This is a genomic window from Algoriphagus terrigena DSM 22685, from assembly GCF_000429445.1.
In the GTDB taxonomy this organism is placed as follows: Bacteria; Bacteroidota; Bacteroidia; order Cytophagales; family Cyclobacteriaceae; genus Algoriphagus; species Algoriphagus terrigena.
In genome coordinates this window covers 1-24,240 of sequence record NZ_AUBW01000034.1, presented here as the reverse complement: position 1 = coordinate 24,240, position 24,240 = coordinate 1, and the positions used below count along the sequence as shown (strand labels likewise).

The 24,240-nt window shown below is 43.0% G+C and carries 19 protein-coding genes; 11 read left to right on the top strand and 8 right to left on the bottom strand.

The features are described from left to right. Positions 1–93: 93 nt before the first annotated feature. Together G459_RS0122535 and G459_RS0122530 are read right to left on the bottom strand one after the other, a co-directional pair. On the bottom strand, positions 94–3,318 hold the full coding sequence (locus G459_RS0122535) for a SusC/RagA family TonB-linked outer membrane protein (RefSeq protein ID WP_026969642.1): 3,225 nt from the start codon (positions 3,316–3,318) through the stop codon (positions 94–96). Further along, positions 3,315–4,760: a TlpA family protein disulfide reductase gene (locus G459_RS0122530; RefSeq protein WP_026969641.1), complete on the bottom strand. Its 1,446-nt coding sequence runs from the start codon at positions 4,758–4,760 to the stop codon at positions 3,315–3,317. Before G459_RS0122530 ends, G459_RS0122535 begins: the two co-directional genes overlap by 4 nt. 612 nt (positions 4,761–5,372) lie before the next feature. Here G459_RS0122530 and G459_RS0122525 point away from each other — a divergent pair. From G459_RS0122525 to G459_RS30665, 5 genes are all read left to right on the top strand, one after another. Beyond that, positions 5,373–5,747 (top strand): helix-turn-helix domain-containing protein, encoded by a 375-nt coding sequence (locus tag G459_RS0122525; protein ID WP_035456717.1) that lies wholly within the window; start codon positions 5,373–5,375, stop codon positions 5,745–5,747. Between the two features lie 2 nt (positions 5,748–5,749). Beyond that, positions 5,750–6,148, top strand: a complete 399-nt coding sequence (locus G459_RS0122520; protein WP_026969639.1) for a helix-turn-helix domain-containing protein — start codon at positions 5,750–5,752, stop codon at positions 6,146–6,148. Positions 6,149–6,150: 2 nt separating this feature from the next. Beyond that, entirely contained in the window at positions 6,151–7,467 is a 1,317-nt protein-coding gene (locus G459_RS29210; RefSeq protein ID WP_051315374.1) for a Fic family protein, read from the top strand. Between the two features lie 141 nt (positions 7,468–7,608). Further along, a complete protein-coding gene (locus G459_RS28295) occupies positions 7,609–7,950 on the top strand; it encodes a helix-turn-helix domain-containing protein (RefSeq protein WP_051315373.1) in 342 nt (113 codons plus the stop codon). A 154-nt stretch (positions 7,951–8,104) separates the two neighbouring features. Further along, positions 8,105–8,278 carry a thermonuclease family protein gene (locus tag G459_RS30665; protein ID WP_211234422.1) on the top strand — a complete coding sequence of 58 codons (174 nt, stop codon included), beginning with the start codon at positions 8,105–8,107 and terminating at the stop codon, positions 8,276–8,278. Positions 8,279–8,309: 31 nt separating this feature from the next. Here G459_RS30665 and G459_RS0122500 read toward each other — a convergent pair whose 3' ends face one another. The 6 genes from G459_RS0122500 to G459_RS0122480 form a co-directional block, all read right to left on the bottom strand. Beyond that, entirely contained in the window at positions 8,310–9,386 is a 1,077-nt protein-coding gene (locus tag G459_RS0122500; protein ID WP_026969638.1) for an AlbA family DNA-binding domain-containing protein, read from the bottom strand. Positions 9,387–9,388: 2 nt separating this feature from the next. Further along, a complete protein-coding gene (locus G459_RS0122495; RefSeq protein WP_026969637.1) occupies positions 9,389–11,932 on the bottom strand; it encodes a sacsin N-terminal ATP-binding-like domain-containing protein in 2,544 nt (847 codons plus the stop codon). Between the two features lie 47 nt (positions 11,933–11,979). Next, positions 11,980–14,148, bottom strand: coding sequence for an ATP-binding protein (locus G459_RS28290; protein WP_035456716.1), 2,169 nt, complete (start codon positions 14,146–14,148; stop codon positions 11,980–11,982). Continuing rightward, positions 14,129–15,469: an SIR2 family protein gene (locus G459_RS28285; protein ID WP_051315372.1), complete on the bottom strand. Its 1,341-nt coding sequence runs from the start codon at positions 15,467–15,469 to the stop codon at positions 14,129–14,131. The genes G459_RS28290 and G459_RS28285 overlap by 20 nt, the downstream gene beginning before the upstream one ends. A 94-nt stretch (positions 15,470–15,563) precedes the next feature. After that, positions 15,564–15,782: a hypothetical protein gene (locus G459_RS29980; protein WP_157373416.1), complete on the bottom strand. Its 219-nt coding sequence runs from the start codon at positions 15,780–15,782 to the stop codon at positions 15,564–15,566. Between the two features lie 295 nt (positions 15,783–16,077). Next, the gene (locus tag G459_RS0122480; protein WP_026969636.1) at positions 16,078–16,500 is read right to left on the bottom strand and encodes a hypothetical protein; all 423 of its coding nucleotides are present in this window, start codon (positions 16,498–16,500) and stop codon (positions 16,078–16,080) included. A gap of 775 nt (positions 16,501–17,275) precedes the next feature. Here G459_RS0122480 and cas6 (G459_RS0122465) point away from each other — a divergent pair. The 6 genes from cas6 (G459_RS0122465) to G459_RS0122440 are packed head-to-tail and all read left to right on the top strand — an operon-like array spanning position 17,276 to position 23,926. Then, positions 17,276–18,094: a CRISPR-associated endoribonuclease Cas6 gene (cas6, locus tag G459_RS0122465; protein ID WP_157373415.1), complete on the top strand. Its 819-nt coding sequence runs from the start codon at positions 17,276–17,278 to the stop codon at positions 18,092–18,094. Between the two features lie 4 nt (positions 18,095–18,098). After that, positions 18,099–18,761, top strand: a complete 663-nt coding sequence (gene cas6 / locus G459_RS0122460; RefSeq protein WP_026969634.1) for a CRISPR-associated endoribonuclease Cas6 — start codon at positions 18,099–18,101, stop codon at positions 18,759–18,761. Between the two features lie 7 nt (positions 18,762–18,768). Further along, complete coding sequence (locus G459_RS0122455) at positions 18,769–19,353, top strand: hypothetical protein (RefSeq protein WP_026969633.1); 585 nt, start codon at positions 18,769–18,771, stop codon at positions 19,351–19,353. Further along, the gene (locus tag G459_RS0122450; protein ID WP_026969632.1) at positions 19,353–21,500 is read left to right on the top strand and encodes a CRISPR-associated helicase/endonuclease Cas3; all 2,148 of its coding nucleotides are present in this window, start codon (positions 19,353–19,355) and stop codon (positions 21,498–21,500) included. The genes G459_RS0122455 and G459_RS0122450 overlap by 1 nt, the downstream gene beginning before the upstream one ends. Beyond that, complete coding sequence (locus G459_RS0122445; RefSeq protein WP_026969631.1) at positions 21,497–22,813, top strand: hypothetical protein; 1,317 nt, start codon at positions 21,497–21,499, stop codon at positions 22,811–22,813. The genes G459_RS0122450 and G459_RS0122445 overlap by 4 nt, the downstream gene beginning before the upstream one ends. A gap of 51 nt (positions 22,814–22,864) precedes the next feature. After that, positions 22,865–23,926, top strand: a complete 1,062-nt coding sequence (locus tag G459_RS0122440) for a hypothetical protein (protein ID WP_026969630.1) — start codon at positions 22,865–22,867, stop codon at positions 23,924–23,926. The last annotated feature ends 314 nt before the right edge of the window (positions 23,927–24,240 follow it).

Below are 24,240 nucleotides of genomic sequence, written 5' to 3'. Positions count from 1 at the left end.
TGAGTCTTCACTCCGCAGCCGGGATTGGGTTTGACAGCTCTGCCTGTCCAGTCCGAATCTCTTCGCAAACCATCCTCCAGCAGCACATCTTTTTCAGAAGTCCAGATTAACACCCACTGCGATGCTTTTCAGCGGACGGTAGGTACCGAAATCGGGATCCCAATCGGTGTCTGTTGCTTTCCAGATCATCCCCAGGTTGTTGGCATACAGAAAGAGTTCGGCATTTCTGATAGATTTCATCCAACCGGAGCCCTCCGAAAACCTGTAGCCTAACCGGACATCCTGAAGTCTGATATGGTCGCCATTTTCCACCAGGACTGAACTGTTTCGATAAAACTGATCCCGGAACGCATCTCTGGCGGATGGCCGGGAAGGAACCTGGGTGATACCCTCATCTCCCGGAATCTGCCAGCGCAGCGCGTAGTCGGAGTGGCCGCCCATTCCCTGCAGGATCGTTTCGTACTGGATAGAGGTTCTTCTGAAGTAGTAGCCGAAGCGGTACGAAATGTTGACCGAGAAGTTAAAACCTTTGTACGCCAGCGTATTTCTCAGTGAGCCAAACGTCGTAGGACGTGCCGGACCATGGTATAGGATGGTCTCCTGGGTGGCTGTATTGATGATCGTTCGGTAATCTTCCGAGGGTTCTCCATCCAGTATTCCAATGGGTGCTCCCGTGTCCGGATTGAGCCCTTCCCAAGGAAGCGAATACACTCCGAACAACGGCTTGCCAACCACAGGAAAATAGGTGCCTCCCAAGCCGGATATCCCGTTGCTTAGGAGATTCTGTACGGTGACCTCATTTTCATAGGAAGTTACTTCCTCCTTCACCCCGCTAATGAGAAACACGGTAGACCAAGACCAGGTCCCGGCAGTATTTTTAGATTCCAGGCTTAGGTCGTAGCCGGTCGTGAGGGTCGCTGCATTGTTGCCTGTAAAGGTGCTGATCCCCGTGGACGGGGCATAGGGAGTTGTTCCGATCAGGTCAATCCCCTCCTTCCGGTATCCTTCCAGAGTAGCTGCAATCCGGCCCGACTTGCTTTCAAAGTCGATTCCCGCATTCAGGATCTTGATCCGTTCCCATCGCAGGTGTTCGTTGGGAGGGTTTGCGATCTGGGCATAGGGAATCTGAGTCACCGGGTTGAAGGTTATGGTTCTTGCGGTAGTAAAGGCCGAAAGACTTCTGTCTACGTTGCCGTTATAGCCATAGGAAAGTCTGAATCTGACAAACGGGACCGCTTCCCAATTATAGAAACTCTCTTCACTCAGCGTCCAGCCGAGGCCTGCGGACCAGAGCGGCACCGCTCTTTGGTTGGCTTCCACGCCAAAGAGATTGGATGCGTCCTTTCTAGCACTTAGGGTCAACAGGTACCTATCCTGATAGGTCAGTGAACCGTTAGCGAACAGCGAGGTAAAGCGATCTCTGCTCAGGCCCTGTGCTTCGCTGTTGGGAATCTGTGTAGAAGACTGTGGGGAGTAATAGATAGTGTACAGGCCTGTATAATCCACGGGCAGTGAGCTATAGAATTCCGGATTGAAGCCGTAATATCTGCCCGATAGGTTGGATGCCTCCAGGGACTTCATTTCCGCCCCCCCCAAAAGGCTTACCGACCAGTGATCATCCCAGGTTTTCTCATAGTCGAGCTGCGCTCTGCCGGTATGGCTGTGCGCTCTGAGATTCATCCAATCATACACGGCACCCTTGGGTACCGGATAGGAAAGAAGGGCGGTTGCCGCATCGGACTGCGTATATGAATTGATCAGGTTTCTGGCAAAATAGCTGTCTGCAGAGTAGATGGTTTCCGTCATTCCTACGTTCTGCCAGTATTGATACAAAACGCGGGCTTTTAGACCCGATGCAATCCGGTACGCAGCACCGAGGTTCAACCTCCAGTCGTCCCTGACAGTTTCGGAAGGACTTAACCCCCGCTCCGACAGCGGGACGTAGTACCAGTCCAGCAGCCCGTCTTCCTCCGCCTGTCGCTTGAAGCTTTCCCGGTGGTCTTTATAGACGGCAAGGGGATTGCCGTTGTCATCCATCAGTCGGGAATAGGGATAGAGTGAGGTCAGAGAATTGACCATCAGGTCTTCGGGGCCGACACCTGCATCTGTCTGCGTGCTTTTCACCCCATATAAAGCCGTCTGGATCTGGAGTCTGTCTTTCAGGAGTGACAGGTCATTTTTCAACGTCAGGGAAATCCGCCTGGAGCTGTTGCCCACCACGCTCTCCCGGTTTTCGTCCAGTCCGATACCGATTCGGTAGGCATTGTACTTGCCGCCTCCTGCCAGCCCAAGGCTGTACTGTTGGTTAAGCTGAGTCTGATACAGGTGGCTGTTCACGTCATTTCTCAGATCATAGGCTCGGAGTCCGGCGATCTGCCTGTCCGCTTCTGCCTGCGAGATCGCCCCGTCCCGTGCCATGATGAGGGTCTCTACCACGGGACTCAACACTGGATTGGAAAGGCTGTTTTCGGCTGACGAGTAAAATCCGGTCGAAAACAACTCATTTTCCACATCAATAAAATCGTCTACGGCCAGGTTTGGGGCAAGAAAAGGGTTGGGATGCTCGATCCAGTTGGCATTTGCAGTCAGACTTACCTGGATCGGAGTCTCTGTTTTGCCGGACTTGGTCGTAACGACGATCACGCCGTTTCCGGCCCGTGCACCCCAGATCGAGGCAGCGGCGGCGTCTCTCAAGACTGTGACAGAGGCGATGTCATTGGGGTTGATGTCCTCGAGATTGCCGTCAAAGGGAAAGTTGTCGATGACCACCAGGGGCTGAGAATTGCGCCCCAGGGTACTCCGTCCCCGGATGGTGATCTTGTCCCTGCCTGTGTCACCGGTTCTGTTCACGATCAGTCCTGAGGTCACATCCTCCAGCCTGTCTACCAGATTAGTGCTTACCCTTCTTGTGATCAGCTCGTTGTCCAAGTGTACAAAGGAACCGGACGCCCGGTTTTTGGGGATTTCCTGATAGCCGGTTGCCAGCACCTGCACTTCGTCCAACCCCATTTCGAGCGGGGTGATCTGAAGAGAAAGTTCCTGTCCGAATGGACTTGAAGCGGCGGCTTTCAACGTTGCATAGCCCAGCGACTGTACCGTGATCTCATATTCTCCGGCAGTGAGACTGAGGGAGAATTGTCCCTGCTGGTCAGCAACGGCTGATATCCTGCCCGGCTCGGCAGTGACCAGCGAACCCGGCACAGGCTTGCCGGTGGCAGAATCGGTCACCGTGCCCGCCAACGTCGACAGGGATTGTCCACAGATTTCATGGTTGGAGGAACAGATCACCAAAGTAATCAGAATCAACAATTTCCTCATGGTGCAGAAGTTTTGGATGTGTTGGTTTTTTCAAGCACGAGCACGGGGATTTCCTCTTCCCGCTCGATCAGGTCAAGACCGTTTTGCCGCAGGGCCTGCCGCAGGCTCTCGATACTGGACAACTGGGCTTCCAGCGTCAGGTCTATCGGATAGTCGATGCCTGTCCGATTCACAACCGGTATCGGTGAAGTCTGAAGAAAGAATACATTGAGGTGGTACACGAATCCCTGCAGGGGATATCGGGTCATCTCCACTCCAACGGGAGTTGTCTGATAACTTCTTTCCGGTATGGCTGACTGTGGAAAAGTCTTCCCCGGCTGCTGCACGATGGCATAGACCGTCTTCTTTTTGGGCACCACCGTCGCGGTGATATCTGGAAAGAACCGCTTTAAATCTTCCCGCATCAGTTGATAGGGATCAGCAGTGGGCGGAGCGATCAGCTCGTACCCAAAGACGTGACCACCCTCTTCCTTCCATGCGCGATAGTCAGCGCCGGATTTTTTGGTAAAGATTTCCTCGGGCCCGAAGCCAACCGTTTCGATCCGATTGGTCCCGAAGTAATCCGTCCGGCTGCGCTCTGAATAGGCCAGTTGGTAGTGAGAATAGAGCGCCATGTTTACAATGCGGATATGCGAGAAATCCTCGTAGCGCTGAATCAGTGAGCCGTTGACATCGGGGATGTATCCGGTCAGAGCGGACTGGAACCAGATGTTTTTGTTGGGGACATGGCGGCTCTCGGAGATCAGTCTTTCGTCGGGGTCCAGGCGGATTTTCCGGTCTTCCTTGACCCGGAAGGCTGACACCCCGGTTTCGAGAAGCAAATCGAGATTCTGCTCAGTCATGTCCTCCATCCCGGTGATGGCCACTACCACTCCCCCGGGATCGACAATGATCAGGTGTGGGATTGTAGCATGAGGAAAATAGACTCTCAACCTGGAGGCGTCAGCGACCATCGGGAGGTCAATCGCATTCACGGATTTGTAATTTTCGAGCGTTTCTGTCACCCGGTCTTCGGAAAAGATGGTCAGTGGCAGCACCTGAATTTGGTCACCGTACTTTTGGTTGATCTTGTCCATTACAGGGAGGGAGGCAATACTCCCAGTGCAGGTAGGTGCCCAAAACTCGAGGATGAGAAACTTCCCTTTGAAGTCATCGAGGCGCAATTTGTCTGCATCGTAGCGCAGTACTGAACTGAATTCAATTCCTTCGGGGATTTTGTCCCCGATTTTCAAAGAATCAGAGGGAGCAGGAAAGACCTGCCCCACTCCTATCCCTGGGATTCGCTGTGAATCCTGCGGAAGCGATCCTTCAGGACCGCCAATGGAATAGTGATTATCAACTAAACTACTCCGGGGTGAATCAGCAACTTTGCTCTGGGCTGATGAGGAGCTTCCGGCAAGGCATAGCAGTGCCAGGAAGCATGTTTGTAAGATTTTTTGCATGCTTTAGGTTGTTAGAAGCGGGATGCGGGTTGTTGTCAACAGTCCACGGACCACGGACCACGGCCGCGTACGTGAGAGAATTGGGTGTTGGAATCTATCGCTACTTGATGCCCAGTACTAGATACTTGCTACCAGCTACTTGATACTCCAATTAGGCAGACCTCTCCCACCAGACCTCCAAATGGCCAGCTTCAGGTTAAGAAATGTGTGAATTGATGGATCTACCGGATTTCCTTATCGCGAGTGGGGAAATCTTCCATCGTGAGGTTCGTCTCCCGAAAAATCGGGATTGTCAACTCTCTGATCTTTAGTGGTAGTCCCGCCGGAGTGTACAAAGTCCGCGCGGGAGCGATCCGAGAGAAAAAGTGTGTTAAGTTTTAAACAGGCTGCTTCGGCTTCCTTCTAAAAAGGATGTCAAACACAGAGATTGGTTCTGTGCAGTAGAAGCTTGAATCTCCGATGAAGAGCCAAGCTTTTCCTGAATTATTCAAGTCTCTTATTTTGAATGATTTAATTCCCACACACCTAATTAACGACCTGCCCTTTTAAAAATAAATTTATGAGGGTTGATTTTTATCCTAAAAAGGTTGACATTTATTAGAAAAAATTCAAATGATCAAGCACAGAGGAAAAAAAGTGGCCAGATACCGCCAATTCCGAGGAATGAAGCAAGAAACTTTAGCTGAGCGACTTGACATTTCTCAAACAGAAATGTCAAGGATTGAAAATCAAGAAACTATTGAAGATCGGCTATTTAGCCAAATTGCTGAAGCGTTGGGAGTGTCCCCTGAGTTCTTAGATAATTTCGATGAAAACTCAGCACTGTATAACATTTCAAATAATGTTGATAACTCTCCGATCTCTGAAAATTCCACTGGGATAAATCAGATCTTTAACCCTCTTGACAAGGTAGTTGAGCTATATGAACGGCTTTTGCAAAGTGAAAAAGAAAAAATCGAAATCTTAAGAAAGCATAACGGCGAATAACTATGGATGGCATTTTTGAAAAACTATCATTCCATAAAGGGAGAAAAGTTGAAAGAATCAGAAAATTAAGGGGACTAAGTCAATCAGACCTGGGAGAAAAGCTCGGAGGAATAACTAAGCAGGCGATTTCCAAACTTGAACAATCGGAAAACATCTCAGATGAGAAGCTAAGGCAGATAGCCGAAGCCTTGGAAGTAACTTTCGACGGCCTAAAAGGGTTCAGTGAGGAAAAAGTACTTTACAACACCATCAATTTTTATGAAAACAGCGGTGTAAACGCATCAAGTATAAATGCAAATGTTGAAAACATTAACAACCCACTAAAGGAAACAATAGAAGTCTTTGAAAAACAGCTCGAAAAACTCAGAGAAGAATTTATCAAAGTCCTGAAAGAAAAATAAAAATGAACTCCCTTTCAACAGCCTTAGTCCTAAAAAATGAGCTTGATCAACTTCGTCCTATTTCCGAAGATCGGGAAGAGCTGATCATGCAGAAATTCCGGCTGGATTGGAATTACCATTCCAATAACCTCGAGGGGAATTCACTCTCATTTGGCGAAACCAAAGCTTTGATCCTATTTGGAATTACGGCCCAAGGAAAGCCCTTAAAGGACCATTTTGAAATTACCGGACACGACAAGGCCATCAAGTGGGTACTGGACGTGGTTAAAGGTGAGTATCCCCTGACTGAAAACTTTATCCGCGAGCTCCACACCCTACTCCTCAAGGAACCCTATGAAGTGGATGCCATCACTCCGGCCGGACTGCCCACCAAGCGGAGGATACAGGTAGGACAGTATAAAAGTGTGCCCAACCATGTACAGACTAAAACCGGCGAGATTTTTCGCTTTGCCTCTGTGGAAGAAACTCCTTCCCTGATGCATGACCTGATCGAATGGTATCGTGCGGAAAGTGAGCAGCCGAATGTCAATCCTATTCTGCTGGCAGCAGAATTCCACTATAGGTTTATCCGAATCCATCCCTTTGATGACGGAAACGGCAGGATGGCCCGGATCCTGATGAATTTTATCCTGATCCACTTTGGCTACCCTCCGCTGATCATCAAAACTGAGGACAAACAAAATTACTTTTCTGCTTTGCGTCAAGCGGACGCTGGGATGATCGAGCCATTTTTCGAATACATCACCTCAAATCTGATCCGATCTCTGGAAATTATGATCTCGGGAGCAAAAGGAGAATCCATTGAGGAGGAAGATGATTTGGATAAAGAGATTGCATTGTTGAAGGCGAAGATGATCAGTGAATCCAAAGAGAATCAACCTTTCATTCGGACCAAAGAGATGGTTCTTAATTTTTATGATAATTCGATCACCCCGCTTTGGAAGGAATTTGTTCGAACATGTAGTTCGTTTGAGGACTTCTATTTAAACAATGAAAGGTGGATAGAAATACATGGAGTCAAAAGTCAAAACATAAATCTGGTAAGCATAGTAAGGACAGCAATTTCAGAAAAAACTTCAGACATCAACTTATTCTATAATTTCAAAAGTCTTAAAAAAAATGGGAAGGAGAACTTTAATTTTAATAGCCAGTACGAAATAATTTTAAACCAATCCAATTCTATTGAATTTCGATTATCACCAAGCTTCAAATTGGTATTAAAAAAAAGATATGATTCTGACCTTACCAATGATGAAATCAAGCTCTTATGTAAGGAAGTGAAGCTTGAGCACAAAAAAGCGCTCGAAGGCAAGTTGTAAGACTGGTTTTATAGTCACATTAACTTCGAGGTAATGTCTACTAACTGAGCGCTCAACGCCTCAAAGAAGATGATTTGGGCTTAATTTAAAGCGCTCACAATGGGCTCATCATAATTAGCAACTAGGACAGAAAGCGAAATCATGGAACTCAATCCACACATCCAGAATATTCTTAAAAACTCCAAGAAAGACACGGAGTGGAAGAAAGAAGCGGAGGAAAGGAAGTCCGTTAGACAAGAGTCTAAAAAAGCGGGCAAAATTGCTATCCAGCTGGCATTTCACATGAAGTCCAAGGGGATTTCGCAGGCCGATTTGGGAAGATGTATAGGAGTAAGCTCCCAACAGATCAGTAAAATTTTGAAAGGAAGAGAAAACCTTACTTTAGGCGCTATAGAAAAAATTGAAACCGCGCTTAATATTGAATTAATTCAAGCGGTCAACCTAGAGTCAAAAGAAAATACGATTCAGCAACGATACAGGTGAAAGTCAGCCCTGGGAAAGATCAATCTAAAGGTTAGATTGATCGGAGTAGACACACCGGAAGTGAAATGGGAAGGACTGACCGAAGAGCAGCCTGGCGGAAAAGAAGCTTCCGAATATGTAAAAATCTACTGAAGGGAAAAAAGGTGCTGTTGGAATACGATGTCCAGTAATACGACCCTATGCAAGAACTCTTGCATATGTCTACCTCGAGGATAGTACATTCTTAAATGCACATCTCCTGGAAATGGGCCTAGCGAGGCTGGCGACGTATCCCCCGAATGTGAGGTATATGGATGCCTTTTCCCGGGTTCAAAGAAACGCCAGATAAGGGTTTGGACATGCAAGTAAGCATCTTAAAATCAAAGGGTTGCTAATTGATACTTTAAAATCGCTGCTTGATCTATCTTATTAACAATATCTACTAAATAAGAAAAGAGACCTAATATTTCAGCAGTCGATAGTTGATGCTCGTCATTAAGGTTAAATTGGCCTGGATAGAATTGAAGAAATTTTTCATCTACGATTCCATTTCGATGGGCATACAAATGTCTAATCTGAAGTATCTTTTCAATCTTATCTTGTTCGGAGTCATCCAGCACACCTAAATCCTTAATCTGATGATTGTCAGATATGAAGCCTTTCACACTACCTCTTTGCAACTTGCCAAGCTTCTTTTTTGCCCAATACAAAACAAACTCTTGCATATCGGCACAATCCAAGACTTCTTTTATTGTTACCTGTTGGATAGATTTTAATGTAGATGGATTGGCTAAATATATCTCATAAAGAATATCTGTAAGATATATCTCAAAATTGTCAGCACATGAAGACAACAATATCCTCATCAAAATCTTTCCTTCTTGATTTGTCGTTGGTGTTGTGGCTGAGGTGGGGTACAATAAGTTGCTCAAGTCATCGATAATGTTGAGTACGCCAGCATAATGGTCGATAAACTTTGATTTTGCGCCGGTTGTACCAGCACGAAAATTATTCAGGTCAGCAGTTACTTTTCTAATTAATGGGAGTTGGGTGGCTGCTACCTTCTTTGTCTCGGGATTGGACAGAATATTCTGATGTCCCTTTCTAATATATATTTTATTCTCAACCGCAACATCCGAACGGGATTTTTCAACTTGAATAACATACAACCGCTTCCCTTCTTTCGTAACATATTCATACCTAACCTCTGGCTTGGGGATCAACAAGTCGATAGCCTTGTGTGTTACCCCATTCGCATAAAAGTCTTCGCTTAGCCCTGTAATCTTTACCTCACCGCTAGCATCATTTACACCTAATACAATAATTCCTCCTTGCGAATTTGCAAGTGCTGCAATCATTTGCGCAAGGCTTCTCGCAGGAGGCAATACGGCTTTATACTCCAGTTGCTCGCTTTCAGGGTTTCCAATTATTGCTGAGAGATCTTTGATGTTATTCATGATTAGATCGGGAATTTGACTATGTTGGCTTTCTTCAGTAAGTGCCCTAAAGAAATCATCTTTGGTTGGACGCCGTCGTCGACCCATAATTCGGAAGGTTCATAATCCAGTATATCTCTCTCTGAACCATAGTAGATAATTACCTCTTTATTATATGCCGGTCTGGCGACTATGCTTATTTCTTTTTCGTCTTTCAATATTCCCGCGAGGATAGTAGGTGCAGTTGTGTCATCCAGATTATCTAAGTTATAATTATCCAACGTCTCTAAATGCGCTATAATACATTTCTTGGCTTTACTAATCAAACTCTGCACATACACAAACATATCTGTGGTAGGCGTCGAGTTATGCGAATATATGGCAGCGAGATCCTTGTCTTTTATTGCTTCTTGCCATTCCTTCAGAGAAATAATGCCCATGTTTGCAAGTATCTCTTGCGTCACAGGCAGCAGGGTATGATCTCCAGAAGAACCTGTCGACTTCTTAACCAACAACTCACGAAGTTGGTCCAAGCTCTTAACATTATACTTTTCAAGCAGTAAATAAATTTCCTCCGCCTTTTCAATAGTCTCAAACAGGCTGGGGTTCGCCTCTATTGCCTCTGCCACTTTGGATAAGTCAGTTTTGCTCCGCATTACTTTATAGAGACTTTCCTTATCCTCAATGGTGTTCATAAACAATTCAGCCCTTTTTCTGTATGTTTCCGAAAAGAACTCTTTTCCCTCATCAGAATTGTTATCAAACCATTCGGACAATATGCTTATCGACTTTTTAAAATCTTGGTCTCTTGTTCTTGGGTTCTTGAGCTTCTCATTGATTTTAAGCGCAATCTCACTTTTCTTCTTAGAAAAAAACTTACCAAAGGTGATTTTTTTGTGAAGCAGAATATTGTCCCAGTCCTCACCCAGTAAACGCAAAATTTCCAATAGGTCGGAATCATTTACTTCATCAAGATAGAGTTTACTTTTGATCAGGAATGTGCCATTTTGATTTGGAATGATAGCATGTTTTTCAAACAGTGGCAGGTTAAATTCTTCTTCCATAATGAACTGCCCCACTTCGTTAAGCCACTCGAAAGTGCCGGATTCATCCATCTGCAAGTCTTCAGCTAGCTTAGTGATAGTCTTCCTTTGGGCAATATCGTTAGCTATTTCTGCAAATGTTATTACGCTGATATCATCCCAAATGACATCTATCCAATCATGTATGCTCTCTTTTTTGCACACAGAATTCGGGAACATATCAAATGTATATTGCCACAAACTTTCTCTTACTAATTTATTATATTGCCTTCTTGGGAACCATGATTCCCCCAATTTATTGCTGGTTTCACCTTCAGTTTCTACAATCTCTTGTTTCAGTAAAAAATCCCTCAAGGGCTTCTGGATAGTTTTTATATACCAGTCTTTATCAAAATAGTTTTCATCAGTATAAGGAATTTTCGAATTGACAATATGGAAGATATTTTTGTACGAAGCGCATCGAAGCTTTGCTACTAAATCTTTATAAAGAACCAATGCTTGTTCCAATATCTTTTTATTTTCATTTACTTCCGAATCATAATCCCCCTTAAGCCAAACGCCGTCTCTTTCTGTTTGTGGATTGAAGAAAAAACTATTCACTACAATGGGAAAGTGAAAATCTTCAGTGCCAATCAATGGGAAATCGCAGAAAAGTTTGGGAACTTGTTCAAGGGATTGAAATTCAAAAATATCAGATTTCTTTATCACCCTGGCAGCAATCGAAACCATTTCGTTTGTTGCAAAAAGTATTCGGATTACCGTTAATTTTCCGTCTTGAGTTTTAGTTATTTTCTTAAAACCGTCTACAATCTTTGAATTGTTGGTGAATATAACACTGGTCTTTTCTACTTTATCTATAATCTCTACCGAGTGTATTTCCGGAATAAATGATAGTACGTATGGTATCAGGTCAGAAAACTCGTCAACTCCGATTTGAGCTATTTCCTGCTGACCCTTCGTATCTAATGAATAAGTAAAAGAAGTATTAAAATCTTCTTCATCATAATCATCAATTTTCCCATTTTCCGTCGACTCGTGAAAAGAACTCCAAGCAGCTTCAATCTTAGGGATCAATACACTAGTAGTTTTTCCATTTCGATTTAATGGGAAACCAAATGTATATAAAGCTCCGTTATCAGTTTCTACAATACCTTCTATATAGACTTCTCTCGATAACAAATGAGTAGTTAGAAATCCAGTACCAAATCTACCGGTACGTTTACTTACTTCGCCTTCATCCACCTCTTTGGATGAGATCTGGTTGATTATCCCACGTATGTCCTTTTCAGTAAAGTGATTTCCGTTATGAGAGAACTCTATTTCATCATGCTTGTGTATAATTCTAACAGAAACCATTCTGTTTGTTTCGGCGACACTGTCTTTTGCATTTTGCAATAATTCCCAAGCCCAACGGCCATGATTATGTTGCACCGTCTTTTCTAAATCATGTAACCGCTTAATAATCTTATCCGCTATAGACCTGTTACCATCTTCTTTCCTACCGTTTTCTATGGATCTTATCATTGCTTACAGTTCTACTAATCAACATTTTTTCAATACATCAACTTACACTAAAAAGGCAGATCGTCGTCTCCGGGATTATCGTTAGATAAAGCATCAGTATGAGGACTCTCATGTTTTTCATCTTCTTTTAAATCCACTTTTCCTTGCCATTCATCAGCAATAGCCTTCCAATCTTCTTTACGTTCAGATTGACCTGTCCAAACCTCCCAGAAATCAGGGTCGTCGGATTTAGGACGATATTTTTTTTCAAGTTCGTTCATTTCCACCAAGATGGGGATTGGTGCCGCCCAGCCAAGAATGATAGCCTTCCTTGTTGGTAGCATCGGCAGTTCGCTCAGGAGCCCTCCGATATTATCGGGGACGAGCCTTCTAACTAAATCTTGATCGCGATCATTAACTAATCTATGGAGAAGGAAGGTATTACACTGCGATAGTACGGTATCCGAAAGCTCCGAAGGTCTTTGTGATGAAATAAATAAACTCATACCAAACTTTCTACCTTCTTTAGCTATTTTTTCAAATGTCTGACTACAAATTTCAAGAGGACTTATTTCGTCATTTGAATAGGTATATTTCTTTATAAAATTATGTGCTTCTTCAAGCATTATCACTGTCGGCAATACGGTTCCGGTCATTCTTCTATATCGTTGGATTGCTTCAAATGACATTCTTGATATTGATGCAACAACGATATGTACTATGTCTGCTGGTATTAGAGATAAATCGATTACAGTGATTCCTGATAGATATGAGCTAAGCCACTCTTCCAATGTGATTGCAGGTTCGTTACCAATGGCGCCTTTCATTCTTGAATCAGATAATAGAGTTCGTACCCTCATAATTAAAAAGTCAAGAAATTGTATAACTCCTTGTTCCTCCGCTATAACTTCAAGATGATTTGGTAATAGGTCAACATGAAAATCAACCGGCATATCTTCATTAGGCCCAACATTTGCTGACTCGCCACCCAAAGAATCTACAAGAGCTTTTATTGCATCTAGCGCAGCAGTGGCTTCGGAAATTTCAAATCCATCATAATATTCAATAGTTTGACCTTGGTCGTTTACAAATGTTTTATACCGTTTAGCAGCTACCGCTTGAAGAGTATCTGCTAAATTTTTTAAATTTGCTTGTAGTTTTCCTGTTGCTTTTCCTTCAAAGAAGGAAGCTTCATTAGAATAGCTTTGAATCTTTCTTCCAAAATCATTTTTTCCAGGTTTCTCTTTAAATGAAGCAACCCCAATGTTAATGTCACTCCTCAAAGAAACAGAACAACTGGAGAAATAACTTCGTACTGTCGCTGAACAATCTTGGGGATCTAAGGTAACACCCCCCTTAAGTTCTCTGAGAGCACGACGTAAAATCGGTCTTTGTGTTCTGCCTGTGGCAAGTGTAAACGAACTCCATTCATAGCTATTCCAAAACCATGCAGGTATTCGCAGTTGCTGAAATGAAGTGACCTCCTCTGTCGCAATTTCTATTTTAAAACGTTTAATTGGAACGTCTAAATCTTCAAATGATCGAGCGTACTCGCCGTTTGGGTCAAAGACAATGAAACGTGAATTCAGACTTTTTAATGGGTCTTTTTTATGTTTGCTTGCCTCTTGTAGAGACCATCTTATCAGGCCGGCGGCTGAACATGATTTTCCACTACCAGTATTTCCTAGCACTGCAATGTGTCGCCCAAACAATTTATTAGGATTTATCTTTACTATTGCATTGCCAGCTACCGGAGCAACTCCGATTTTTACATATGCCTCATCATCGTCGTTCTCTACTATTGATCGCAATTGCTCATCTTTAGGAAGAACAACAGTATCTCCTATAGAAGGGAAAGAATAAATACCTCTTTCAAGCTTATATATTGTCTCTTTATTTCTAACTTCTGTTTTAAGTGTTCCTATCGGATTTACAGCAATTTTCCTTAGTGGGAACGGTAAATCAATAAGATCATAATCTTTAAAGCCTTTTCTTTTGGGGTATTGTGAATGTTCTACGCCTAACCAACTAATTATCCCCACCAAAGCTCCAACTTCATTGGGTATTAATACAAATCCGTTAATGCGTGGAAATAGGCTCGGAACCCCGGTATTTAATGCAGTATTTTGAGGCGCATCGGTTTCCAAAAGCACCTTGATTTCAATGGGAGATACAAAATCTACAGTTCCAATACTAAGATTACGAAGTTGATCAAAATTAAAATGGGAGGTCGTCATCTTGTATTATTGGTGGTTGTAAAAATGGAGTTACATTCTCGGTATTAATATTGATTTCGGGTTGAAAATTATCTCTCTTCCCGATAAGGTCACGCATTTTAATCGTCAATCTATCTATAGCAGATTTAGGCAAGTAGTTATCAACCAATTGCTCTAAATCCCCAAAATGACTTCCGAGTAGTAAAGTGAATTGTGCCTTATTTTTATCTCTAAGAAACCTTTGAATTCTATCTCCTGGATCACTAAATGCAATAATTACTAAATGTGTTGATGGAATGGTAAACATGTCAGCTATTATTCTATTGATATGAGAATCACCAAAACCATAGCCATATGTCACAACTGCAGAGTTGGGGCGGCATATTGCCGTTGAAAAATCCCTGAATAATTCAGAATATGGATAGTATGCTGTTTCTATATCCTTTGCGGAATTAGGGTAAATAACAACATGTTCGGTAGCATTTTCTGGAATATCTGGATGTGTATCAGTGGCTCCGAAAGGAAGAAGTGCTCTAATTATTTTACCATGACCCTTAAAATTCCAATCAATAGATCCATGTAGCTTCGTTATTCTTCCTACTCCTTCAACGTATCTGGGTTCACCTCTTATTCCTGGTGGATTATAATGGTAATCAAGTTCAAGCCTTGTATTTCTAAAAATAGGCTGTAGTTTGCCTTTAAAACGGTCTAATAAAATTACTCCTACTTCGTCACATCCATATTCTAAAAATCTGTCGTAGTTAGTAGTAAATAAATTCAACCTTTCCCTCGAGGCGGCTCTACTTGAAAAGCTTAACAGAAAAGCTTGCAAATAGCCAAAAGCATTTATTGCTGTCTCCTGTGTTGTCACATTAGTAGAGAGCAGTTGATCCTTGAATGCTTTTTCAGTTTTTAATATCGACTTTATAAATCCGTTGAGAGCTGAATTTAATTCAGCTTTTAAATTGACTGAACTTTCATCTTCTAATATTTCATATCCTCTTAGTAATTCTAACGCCACTCGAAAATCATCTTCTAAATTTGCCTCTCCTCGTTCCATTGCAGAAGCCGATTTTTCGGAGCTTCTTTTTATCTTATCTTTATATGCTTCATTGGCCATTTCGAGTCTGCCCATGCCTTGTGCTTCTATTTTCGACATATGGGCTATAGCATTAGTAAGTCCGGAGCCAACTAACAATGATAAATGCTCAGATTGAAAGATAGCGCTCAGCCAAGGCTCAATCTTTGGCCGCCATACTTTGGGATCTGCAATTTCATCAGAACAATGTATTTCTGTACTTGTCTTTACAATGTGCCTCTTTTTCCAATCAATGCTATCCATAATTTTTGCGTTTCATTGGTTATAAATGGGGAACATAAAAATGTTACCTACGCTATTTAATTCACCTCTGTGAGTAATCAAATTATCTTTGGGCCTAGGTCAAAACTCCACCCGGCTCACACACCAGACATGCTATAAGACCTCGGTCTTTGCCATCACTCAGGCTGGACGCCCAACCTATCTGCGCATAGCGGCACGTAGAGCGGTGGTATTTCGCATCGGTTTTGGTGACAAATACGTTACTCTCCGACTGCGCCGAAGCGGAAACAAAGAGAAGAATGGGAATCAGTAGAAACCGGAATGCAGGGATCATCGGAGGGATAAACGGCTAGCAAGGCGGTGGTAGAGAAGTTGGTAAGGCTAATAAAATAATTAGTTAGGAGAAAACCAACCCCGCAGGCTGGCTCCTCACTAAATCTTTCCACAGGAAAGATTTTTAACTCAGTTGCTGAGCACCCACCCTACAAACTGGCCCAAACCTAAAACAGCCCACTGGGCTGTTTCTTAACGCTCGGCCCTCCTGTAAGGGTATTTTTGGGGGTGAAATGGAAAAAGTGAGAGGGAAGGAGGTTTCTAGATCTTAAAGAGCTAATGTGGATTTAGGGAAATTATGCCCATCCATATCTATACTTTTTCCCACGTTTAAAATCTTTAGAATGAGCTTTTTCTTCTCCGGATATTAAAGTTCCCTCGTTCTGTTCCACCCAATTTGCAGGGTTGTTTTTAACAATGTTGGTGTTTGCAAGGATTGAAGCAGCTTTTAAAAGTTTAACATGCAAGTCGGCTTTATCCTTAGGCATTTCATAATTTACAACTACATCTCTTTCTGCCTCAAGCACATGAATCAAGTTGGCAATCTGGTCTAATATTTCACCAACCTTTTTTGCTTGAAAATCCTGTTTTTCCTGCATGGAAAGTATAGCTGCAGTAAGAAACCCATTTTTGGTTTTGAATCCATACTTTTTAAAATTGGTGAGTTCATCAATAATCCGATTTACCTCCCAACCTTCTCTTTCTTTATCTTTTCCCATGTTTGCTTTTAATAGGTTTTACATAGCTTTTCTTTGGCGCTAAGCCCTTGTCAAACAACAATTTAAAACTATTTTTTATTTATTAAAACCTCTTGATAAGTCGCGAACTCAAAAAGTGGAGTTGAGAAACCGTTGAGAGGGGTCTTTTGGGACTTCGAAAGTTTCTTTCTTTTCGTCCTTTTGGCCCTGAAACAATCGGGGGCAAACTTTGACCCAAAAGGACCAAAAGGTCAAGATTGAACCCTACCCTGCAAGCTGGCCCAAACCTAAAACAGCCAACCGGGCTGTTTCCTAACGGTTTGTCCTCCTGCAAGCTGGTCCAAACCTAATAAAACCCTCTGGGCTACCAGTCTTCCATTCTATACAGGCAACAGGTCGGTCAGGAAATCACCCTTGAGGCCAGTATGGACGGCGAAGGCCGGAGGATTTTGATCGAGTAGCGAACTGGGAGTATTGCGAGGAATGAAAAAATGTAAGTTCAATTTTTATCCTTTTGGAGCCAACAATTTCAGGTACGTTGAAGAAGTCATTTGGAAGCAAATTTTCGAACGTCTTCAATGACCCCTTGGCATTTTTTAGTCTCTGAGCTGTCTCAAATCAAAGATTGACAATTCTGACAATCAGTGACAAACACCAATAAATACCCAGTACTGGGTATTTTTTAACCTATAAAATTCAGTATCATTGAAAATTGACGGGGAGGAAAGCTGACTTGGTCTTCACTCACGATCAGAAAAAACTGAAACCCGACAATTCCAATCGACCATCACTAGCCATGAGATTCAAACTGATACTAGAGCGAACAGGAACGGGAAGATTCCTTCCCATTAACTACCAGTATGAGCTATCATCGGCCATTTACAGGATAGTTGATCAGGCAGATTCTGACTTCGCTGAGTTTCTTCACCAGCAGGGATATCGGGCGAATGGCAAACCATTTCGGCTGTTTACGTTCTCCAGATTGTTTTTCAAAGGTTTTAAGGTTCTCCCAGAGTCCGGCCGGATCGAACATTTTGGAAAAGAGGTGGCATTTGAGGTCAGTTTTTTGGTAGACCGGATAGCGGAGGAGTTTATAAAGGGTTTGTTTCAACACCAAGAGATCTTTTTGGGTGATAAGATCTCCGGAACCACCTATCAAGTCCAACGGATAGAAGCCGTAGCAAAACCCTTGTTTCTTACCACCATGCGCTATCGATGCCTGTCTCCCATATTGGCCAAACGAAAGCGTGAGAGCGGCGGGGAGGATTATCTCAACCCTCTGGATAGAGGCTATAGTGATCTGATTCTGGAAAATCTTCTTTCGAAAAGTCTGGCGCTATCCCAATCCTTGACCACAAATGACAACTGCCTTTCCGAGGATCGACCAAATCTGTCCTTAGAGGTATTGGGGAAGGTGTTCAAAAACGGGGTCACTATTAAGCAGTTGACTCCTCAGCAAACCAAGCTAATCGGATACAGCTATGAATTTGAGTTGACCGCACCTGTGGAACTGCAGGAGATCGGCTACTATGCCGGATTTGGGCATTTGGGAAGCCAGGGGTTTGGGTGTGTGGAGGTGAAGGAGTATCCGGTAACGACAACAAATATTAATTAAAAACATGCGAATCATCATTTCTGTCAGTGCGAATATCACAGTTGTTCCTTTTGACCACATTCCACATTTAACAGGGACAGTTCACAAATGGATTGGTCAAAATAATGCTGTGCATGGCTCAATTTCCCAACACTCGTTTTCCTGGCTTAAAGGAGCGAAGAAGGGAAACGGAGGACTCAACTTCCCTCGGGGCTCGAGCTTTTTCATCAGTGCCCACGATGAACAGTTGATCAAAAGGATAATGAAAGGAGCGATAGATCAACCTGAGCTCTTTGCGGGAATGCGTGTATTGGAGATCAAACTTCAGAATACCCCTTCGTTTGAACGCGGGGAAGAGTTCTTCTCAGTAGGCAGTCCAGTTCTAATAAAAAAGAAAGAGGAAGATCGGGTGAAGCACTGCTTATTCAATGATGCCGAAGCCAATGATTTTCTTACACAATCCATGCACAAGAAAATGTCGCTGGCAGGAATCAATCCAGATGGAATGTCCATCTCATTTGACCCAGATTATCGATCCGCTCACACTAAGCTTGTCAACTATAATGGAATAATGAACCGGGCAAGCATTTGTCCTGTGCTTGTGAAAGGTACACCTGAACAAATCGGGTTTGCATGGAATGTTGGGGTGGGTAACAGTACAGGAATTGGTTTTGGGGCTTTAAATTAATTTCAAGATGAACTACTACGTGGTTAAATATTCGGGTCCATTTGGATTTATCAAGCCCTGGACGGCAGTACGAGATAGTGAGACATTCAGCCAGCAGTTTCTGACCCCCTCTATCATTGAGGGGATGGAGAAGAAATTGTTCCCGGAGTTACTGGGATCACAGGGCATTCAGAAAATAGTAGGTCACAGACTCTCCTACGATCAGGTATCAGGGCAACAGGAAGTGATTCAAACCAGGGGGTGGAATTCAACCAGAAAAGGAAAAGAGTTTCTTTTTGACCGGCCAAAAGCAATCTTGATACGAGGTGTTTTGCAAAACCCAATTCTTCATTTGGCTTTTTTATCCGCCGAAGATGCTTCCATCGCAGCAAAACAGCATGTGTGTCTCTGTAGGAATGAAGACATGATGTATCCGGGTGAAGTGATTGAGACAACTGAAAAGATATTTGGGGAAGATGAAGAACTATTTCCCGGCTTTGAATTGGTGTTTGAAAAAAATGAACAATCATTTTTAGTAGGCTACCATAGAGCAAGCAATGAGCCGATGTATGGCTGGATTAAAGTCGTTGGGCAACCTGTCTCCTCCTACTAATGGAAATTCTACTTGCTAAATCTGGTCCTGAATTTACTCCTCTGAAGGACCACCTTTTGCATGTTTCTTATGCAGCGAAGTCATTCGCTAACTATCTGCAAATGGACAAATCTGTCGCTGGCGGCGGTGCTATTCTTCACGATATAGGAAAAGTCCATCCTGAATTTCAAAAAAGAGTAAGAGCAAATGGGCGGAACAGCAAAGTGTTCAGACATGAAATAAGCTCATTACTTTTTCTATCTGCCTTTTCTGAACATGATTATCCAGCACTATTGGATATGGTCATTGCCCACCACAAGTCTGCAAAAAACGATGCTGGAGACAAGGGGTTGTTAGATTTAGAGAACGGGTATGAGTATATCGATTATCATGTTGGCAAATGGGAACAATGGTCACCCAGTGCTTTTAATCTTCTAAATGATCTTGGGGTACAATGCACCCCGTTTGGCGAAGAAACGGCCCGTCGAAACTTGTCTTTCGCAGTGTCCTATTGTGAAAAACAAACGAAAACCAGAGGATTTGCTGAGTGGAGAGGATTGCTGATGGGGGCAGATCACTTTGCTTCAGCGCTGATCTACAGTACTGAGAAAAACCTTGAAAGGGCTTTCCGGATACCCAACCTTACTTTTTATAACCGGACGCATCCCCTTTATCCACTTTCAACCAGAGAAAACTCTTCAACAAGGAAACACACCCTTGTTGTCGCCAGTACGGGTGCCGGCAAAACGGACTACCTTTTCAAGAGAACAAAGGGCCGGGTTTTTTATACACTCCCATTTCAGGCATCTATCAATGCCATGTTTAAACGGGTGTCCAAGGATTTAAAACCGTGCAATCCGGACTTGGATATCCGAGTGTTGCATTCGGCCTCCGTGGTGGTGCGACAAAATGGCAAGGAAGAGGAGAGCGTTTTACAGCCGCTTTTTGGTTCGGCGATTAAAATCCTGACGCCCCATCAATTGGCAGCGATTGCTTTTGGGATGAAAGGCTATGAAGCCATGCTGCTTGACTTAAAAGGTTGCGATATCATCTTGGATGAAATCCATACTTATACGGGAGTTTCTCAGGCAATCGTACTGAAATTAGTTCAGATTCTTAAGCGATTGGATTGTGCCATTCATATAGGAACGGCCACTATGCCAACGAAGCTGTATCAGAAAATAGTCGAAGAATTGGAGGGTGATATTTTGGAGGAAAAACTAACCCCCGAAGAGCTGGATGATTTTGACCGGCATACCCTACACAAAATCAATTCATTTGAAGAGAGTTTGCCATTTGTTAATCAGGCTATTGAAGGGGACAAAAAAGTACTGGTGGTCTATAATCGGGTCGTCAGGGCTCAGGAAGCCTATCTCAATTTAAAACAATTGTATCCTGATACTCCGATTCTTTTGCTCCATAGCCGCTTCAAAAGAGGTGACAGAAATTTTAAAGAAAAACTACTACTAGGCTTGGATGAGGACGGAAATCCGAACGGAGAATTCAATACTTCAGCGAAAGCCTGCATTGTGGTGTCCACCCAGATCGTAGAAGTAAGCCTGGATATCAGTTTTGACCTAATGGTGACAGAGACAGCCCCTATCGATGCGTTGATTCAGCGTTTTGGTCGGGTTAACCGAAAAAGAACCGAAGACACCATAGGAAAAACCAAGCCTATCTATGTAATCGCCCCGCCGGAAAATAAAAATGACGCCCTACCCTATGATGTGGAAGTACTCCAAAGATCCTATGATGTTTTGGAGGACGACAAAGTTTTAAAAGAGCGGGATTTGCAGGGGAAGATTGACCATGTATTTCCTGTGATAGATTTCATGAATATCGAAGAACATGCTGTATTCAAATCAGATGGGCGCATTTCCCTTACTAAGCTAACACACAGTCGTGATCCTATTTTAATGCGGCTTCTGGACATTGATTCAGTTTCCTGCATATGCGAAGGAGACCTAGAAGAATATGAGAACGCGGATTTCGAAAGGAGACTGGAATTGGAAATACCGGTAAGGTATTTTGCCGTGCGGGGAATGACCCAAGCACACAAAGGAAACAAGCCCTTTATCGTCCCTAATAAAGCATATGATCTTGAGACCGGCCTAGATGTAAAGAAAATAAAGGAAAACAACTTTGACGTAACTAACCAAATACTATGATCACGGCAGTAATAGGCAGGACTTTTCTCAAAGCATATAACGAGAAATACGCTAAAGCACTTTCCCCAAAGGATTTTTTTGAGAAAGAGTATTGGGAATTATTTTACAACCATCCCAAATACATGCAATGGGTAACCAACTCCCCTTTTGTTCAAATGAAAGGTGGACAAAAACCTCATTTACTTACAGTAGATGAGAGGATAGAAAAGCTGGAAAATCTTTTTGAAAAGGCAGAAAATGAAATTCCGGATGCGAGTTTTGCTTTGGGGTATCCTGCTTCCGAATCGAAGGAGTATGCCAGCACTTCCGGCTTGGTCAGCGATGTGGTAATTCCGATGGATGAAGATGAAGTTTATCTTTCTTGGATTGGAAGCAGTCTTGGTATTGGTGTAGCGGGAGGCTATACCATTCTTTTTGATCAACCTGACATTGTACTCCAAACTTTTGAGGGCTGGAAATTCTATCGAAAGTACTTGAACGATCCTACTTTGGAAAAACTTCGAGGAAATCAAATCAACACGTGGAATGGACAATGGTTAACCTATTCGCTAAATCCAAGGGAATACCGGGAAGACTTTGATTTTTCGGAACTTACCAACCAGAGAATATTCAAAGTGGATACAAGTTTGGCTGAAGTAGCTACCGTGAGCTGGAGCCAATTGTTTTTTAGTCTATCAACGCAGTTCCCCAATGATGAAATGATGGGCTATGTGTATGGTTTTGGACAGACCAATAAGACTATAGGCTTTATCCCTTTTCAGTTCAAATCTGGATCGCGGCTAATCGATATTTACAAAAAGCTTTTTGGGGGAGTTTATTCGGATCCCAATCAATTTGAAAGTCTATTCGGGATGCATATCAAGCGGGCGTGCGAATTGGGCAGTATAGGTCTGCAAGCGCTAAGGCCTGACAGCTTGAAGAAATATATGACTGAAGAGAAGAATTTAACCTTTAAAAAAGAAGAAGACACAATAAATTATCAAGCATACAAAACCTGGTTAGTCGCTATGTTAACACGAAACAAAGAAGAAATCACAGATTATACCTTAGAGTTGGCCAAGACCATTCAAAAGTATAGATCAGAAGGCACCAAGTTGGATAGAAAAACGCTGATTGAAAAAGAGCTTTTTGCTTCCACTTCCAAACGAGGGTTTATAGAAGCCTTAACCAAGATGGTGAAGGATCTTGAAGGAAAAGATTTAGCAGCCATTAAATCGTTAAAAGATGAGGTTCATCTCATGACAAATGAGGAATACGGTTATTTCGCCACGCTACTAAAATTTGACTATGCTTATATCGACAAAAACTCTTGACAAGAGTCTATAAAATTATAAAGTATCACAAATAATTTAAAACATATTCCCATGAACACTATCTATATCAGAACCCTGAAAAGAGCCGAACATACTGTCTTTAATGTCTCAGATGGACAGAAATATTATTACGACACACAATTTAACAGGAGAATCCCTTTTTCCAGTGGGCAACAAGTTAAAAGGTCCCTTATTGATGCTTTGTGTGATGCAATCAATCAAGCGCCTTCGCCAACGACATTTCTTTTTGATGTTAACAAACAAAAAGAACTAAAGGAGGGAGAAGTTTATGGTACTTGTGACCCTACTTACGCTGATCAACTTTTCGGAGGTTGGATGAAAGCTTCCAAAGGAGGAACCGACAGGACTTTGAAAAGAAGAAGTCCATTGTCAATTTCTGCAATGAGAGCATTACATCCCCTCTTGGCAGGAATGGACTCCGAGAATGCTTCCTTCGACAGAAGTGATCGCCCTAACAATCGGGTGATCGTTCGGGACGAAAAGAACAATGAACTTTCTGAGGAAGAAATAGTAGCTCTACTTCAAGGAAAAGACAGAAGTTTGAGCAGAAAATGGATTCCAAATAATAGCCGTGCTACCGGATTATTTGTCTTCGATATTGCAATTGATCTAAGGAGACTTTTCTCGGTAGGTGTCAATTCTTTTGAGCCGGAGATGGCAGAATCAACTATCGGTAAATTAAAAGAAGAAGGATGGATTGAATCGTCCAATGTGTTTGGACCCTGTCTAGTTGCTCCAAAAAAACTTCGTGACCGATGGATTCCAGGACTGGCTCATGCAATAATTAACTGGAGGATCACCTCCAATCAGTCAAGGACCTTTAGCTTAATGGATACACTCGCGGTGTCTATCAGTGACAACGCCAACTTAATAGCCGGAAGTATCCGTGCAAAGCTTTCTGAAGAGGACTCCAGAAAAGCAGATCCTATCGTGGATGAAAGCATACCGGGAGTAGACACATTCGTAACTCTCCAAGCTGGTGCATTTATCCATACCAAGAGTGAGAAAGTGGATGCCACATCCAAAGCCGAGGAAAAGCTGGTGGAGTTAATGTCTGCCTATGATTATGAGGGGCAACTTGTAAATGCATAATTTTCATATAGCCCTCAAGATGTTCAATCTTGGGGGCGACCTTGCGAGGAAATACCGGACCGGAGATGGACGGGACAAGATCGCTTACTTCTCAATCGCATTATTCTAGAATTGAAACGAGGTATGGAGAGCCCCTGTGGAGACCAACCTCAGGCACTCAATCGCACCATACTGGAATTGAAATATGGATAAACTTTACCAGATGAATATAGGTTATCGACCTTCAATCGCACCATACCGGAATTGAAATAAGATTGGCGAGACGCTGCACATGTTCTCCGGCCTCCCTTCAATCGCACCGTTCTGGAATTGAA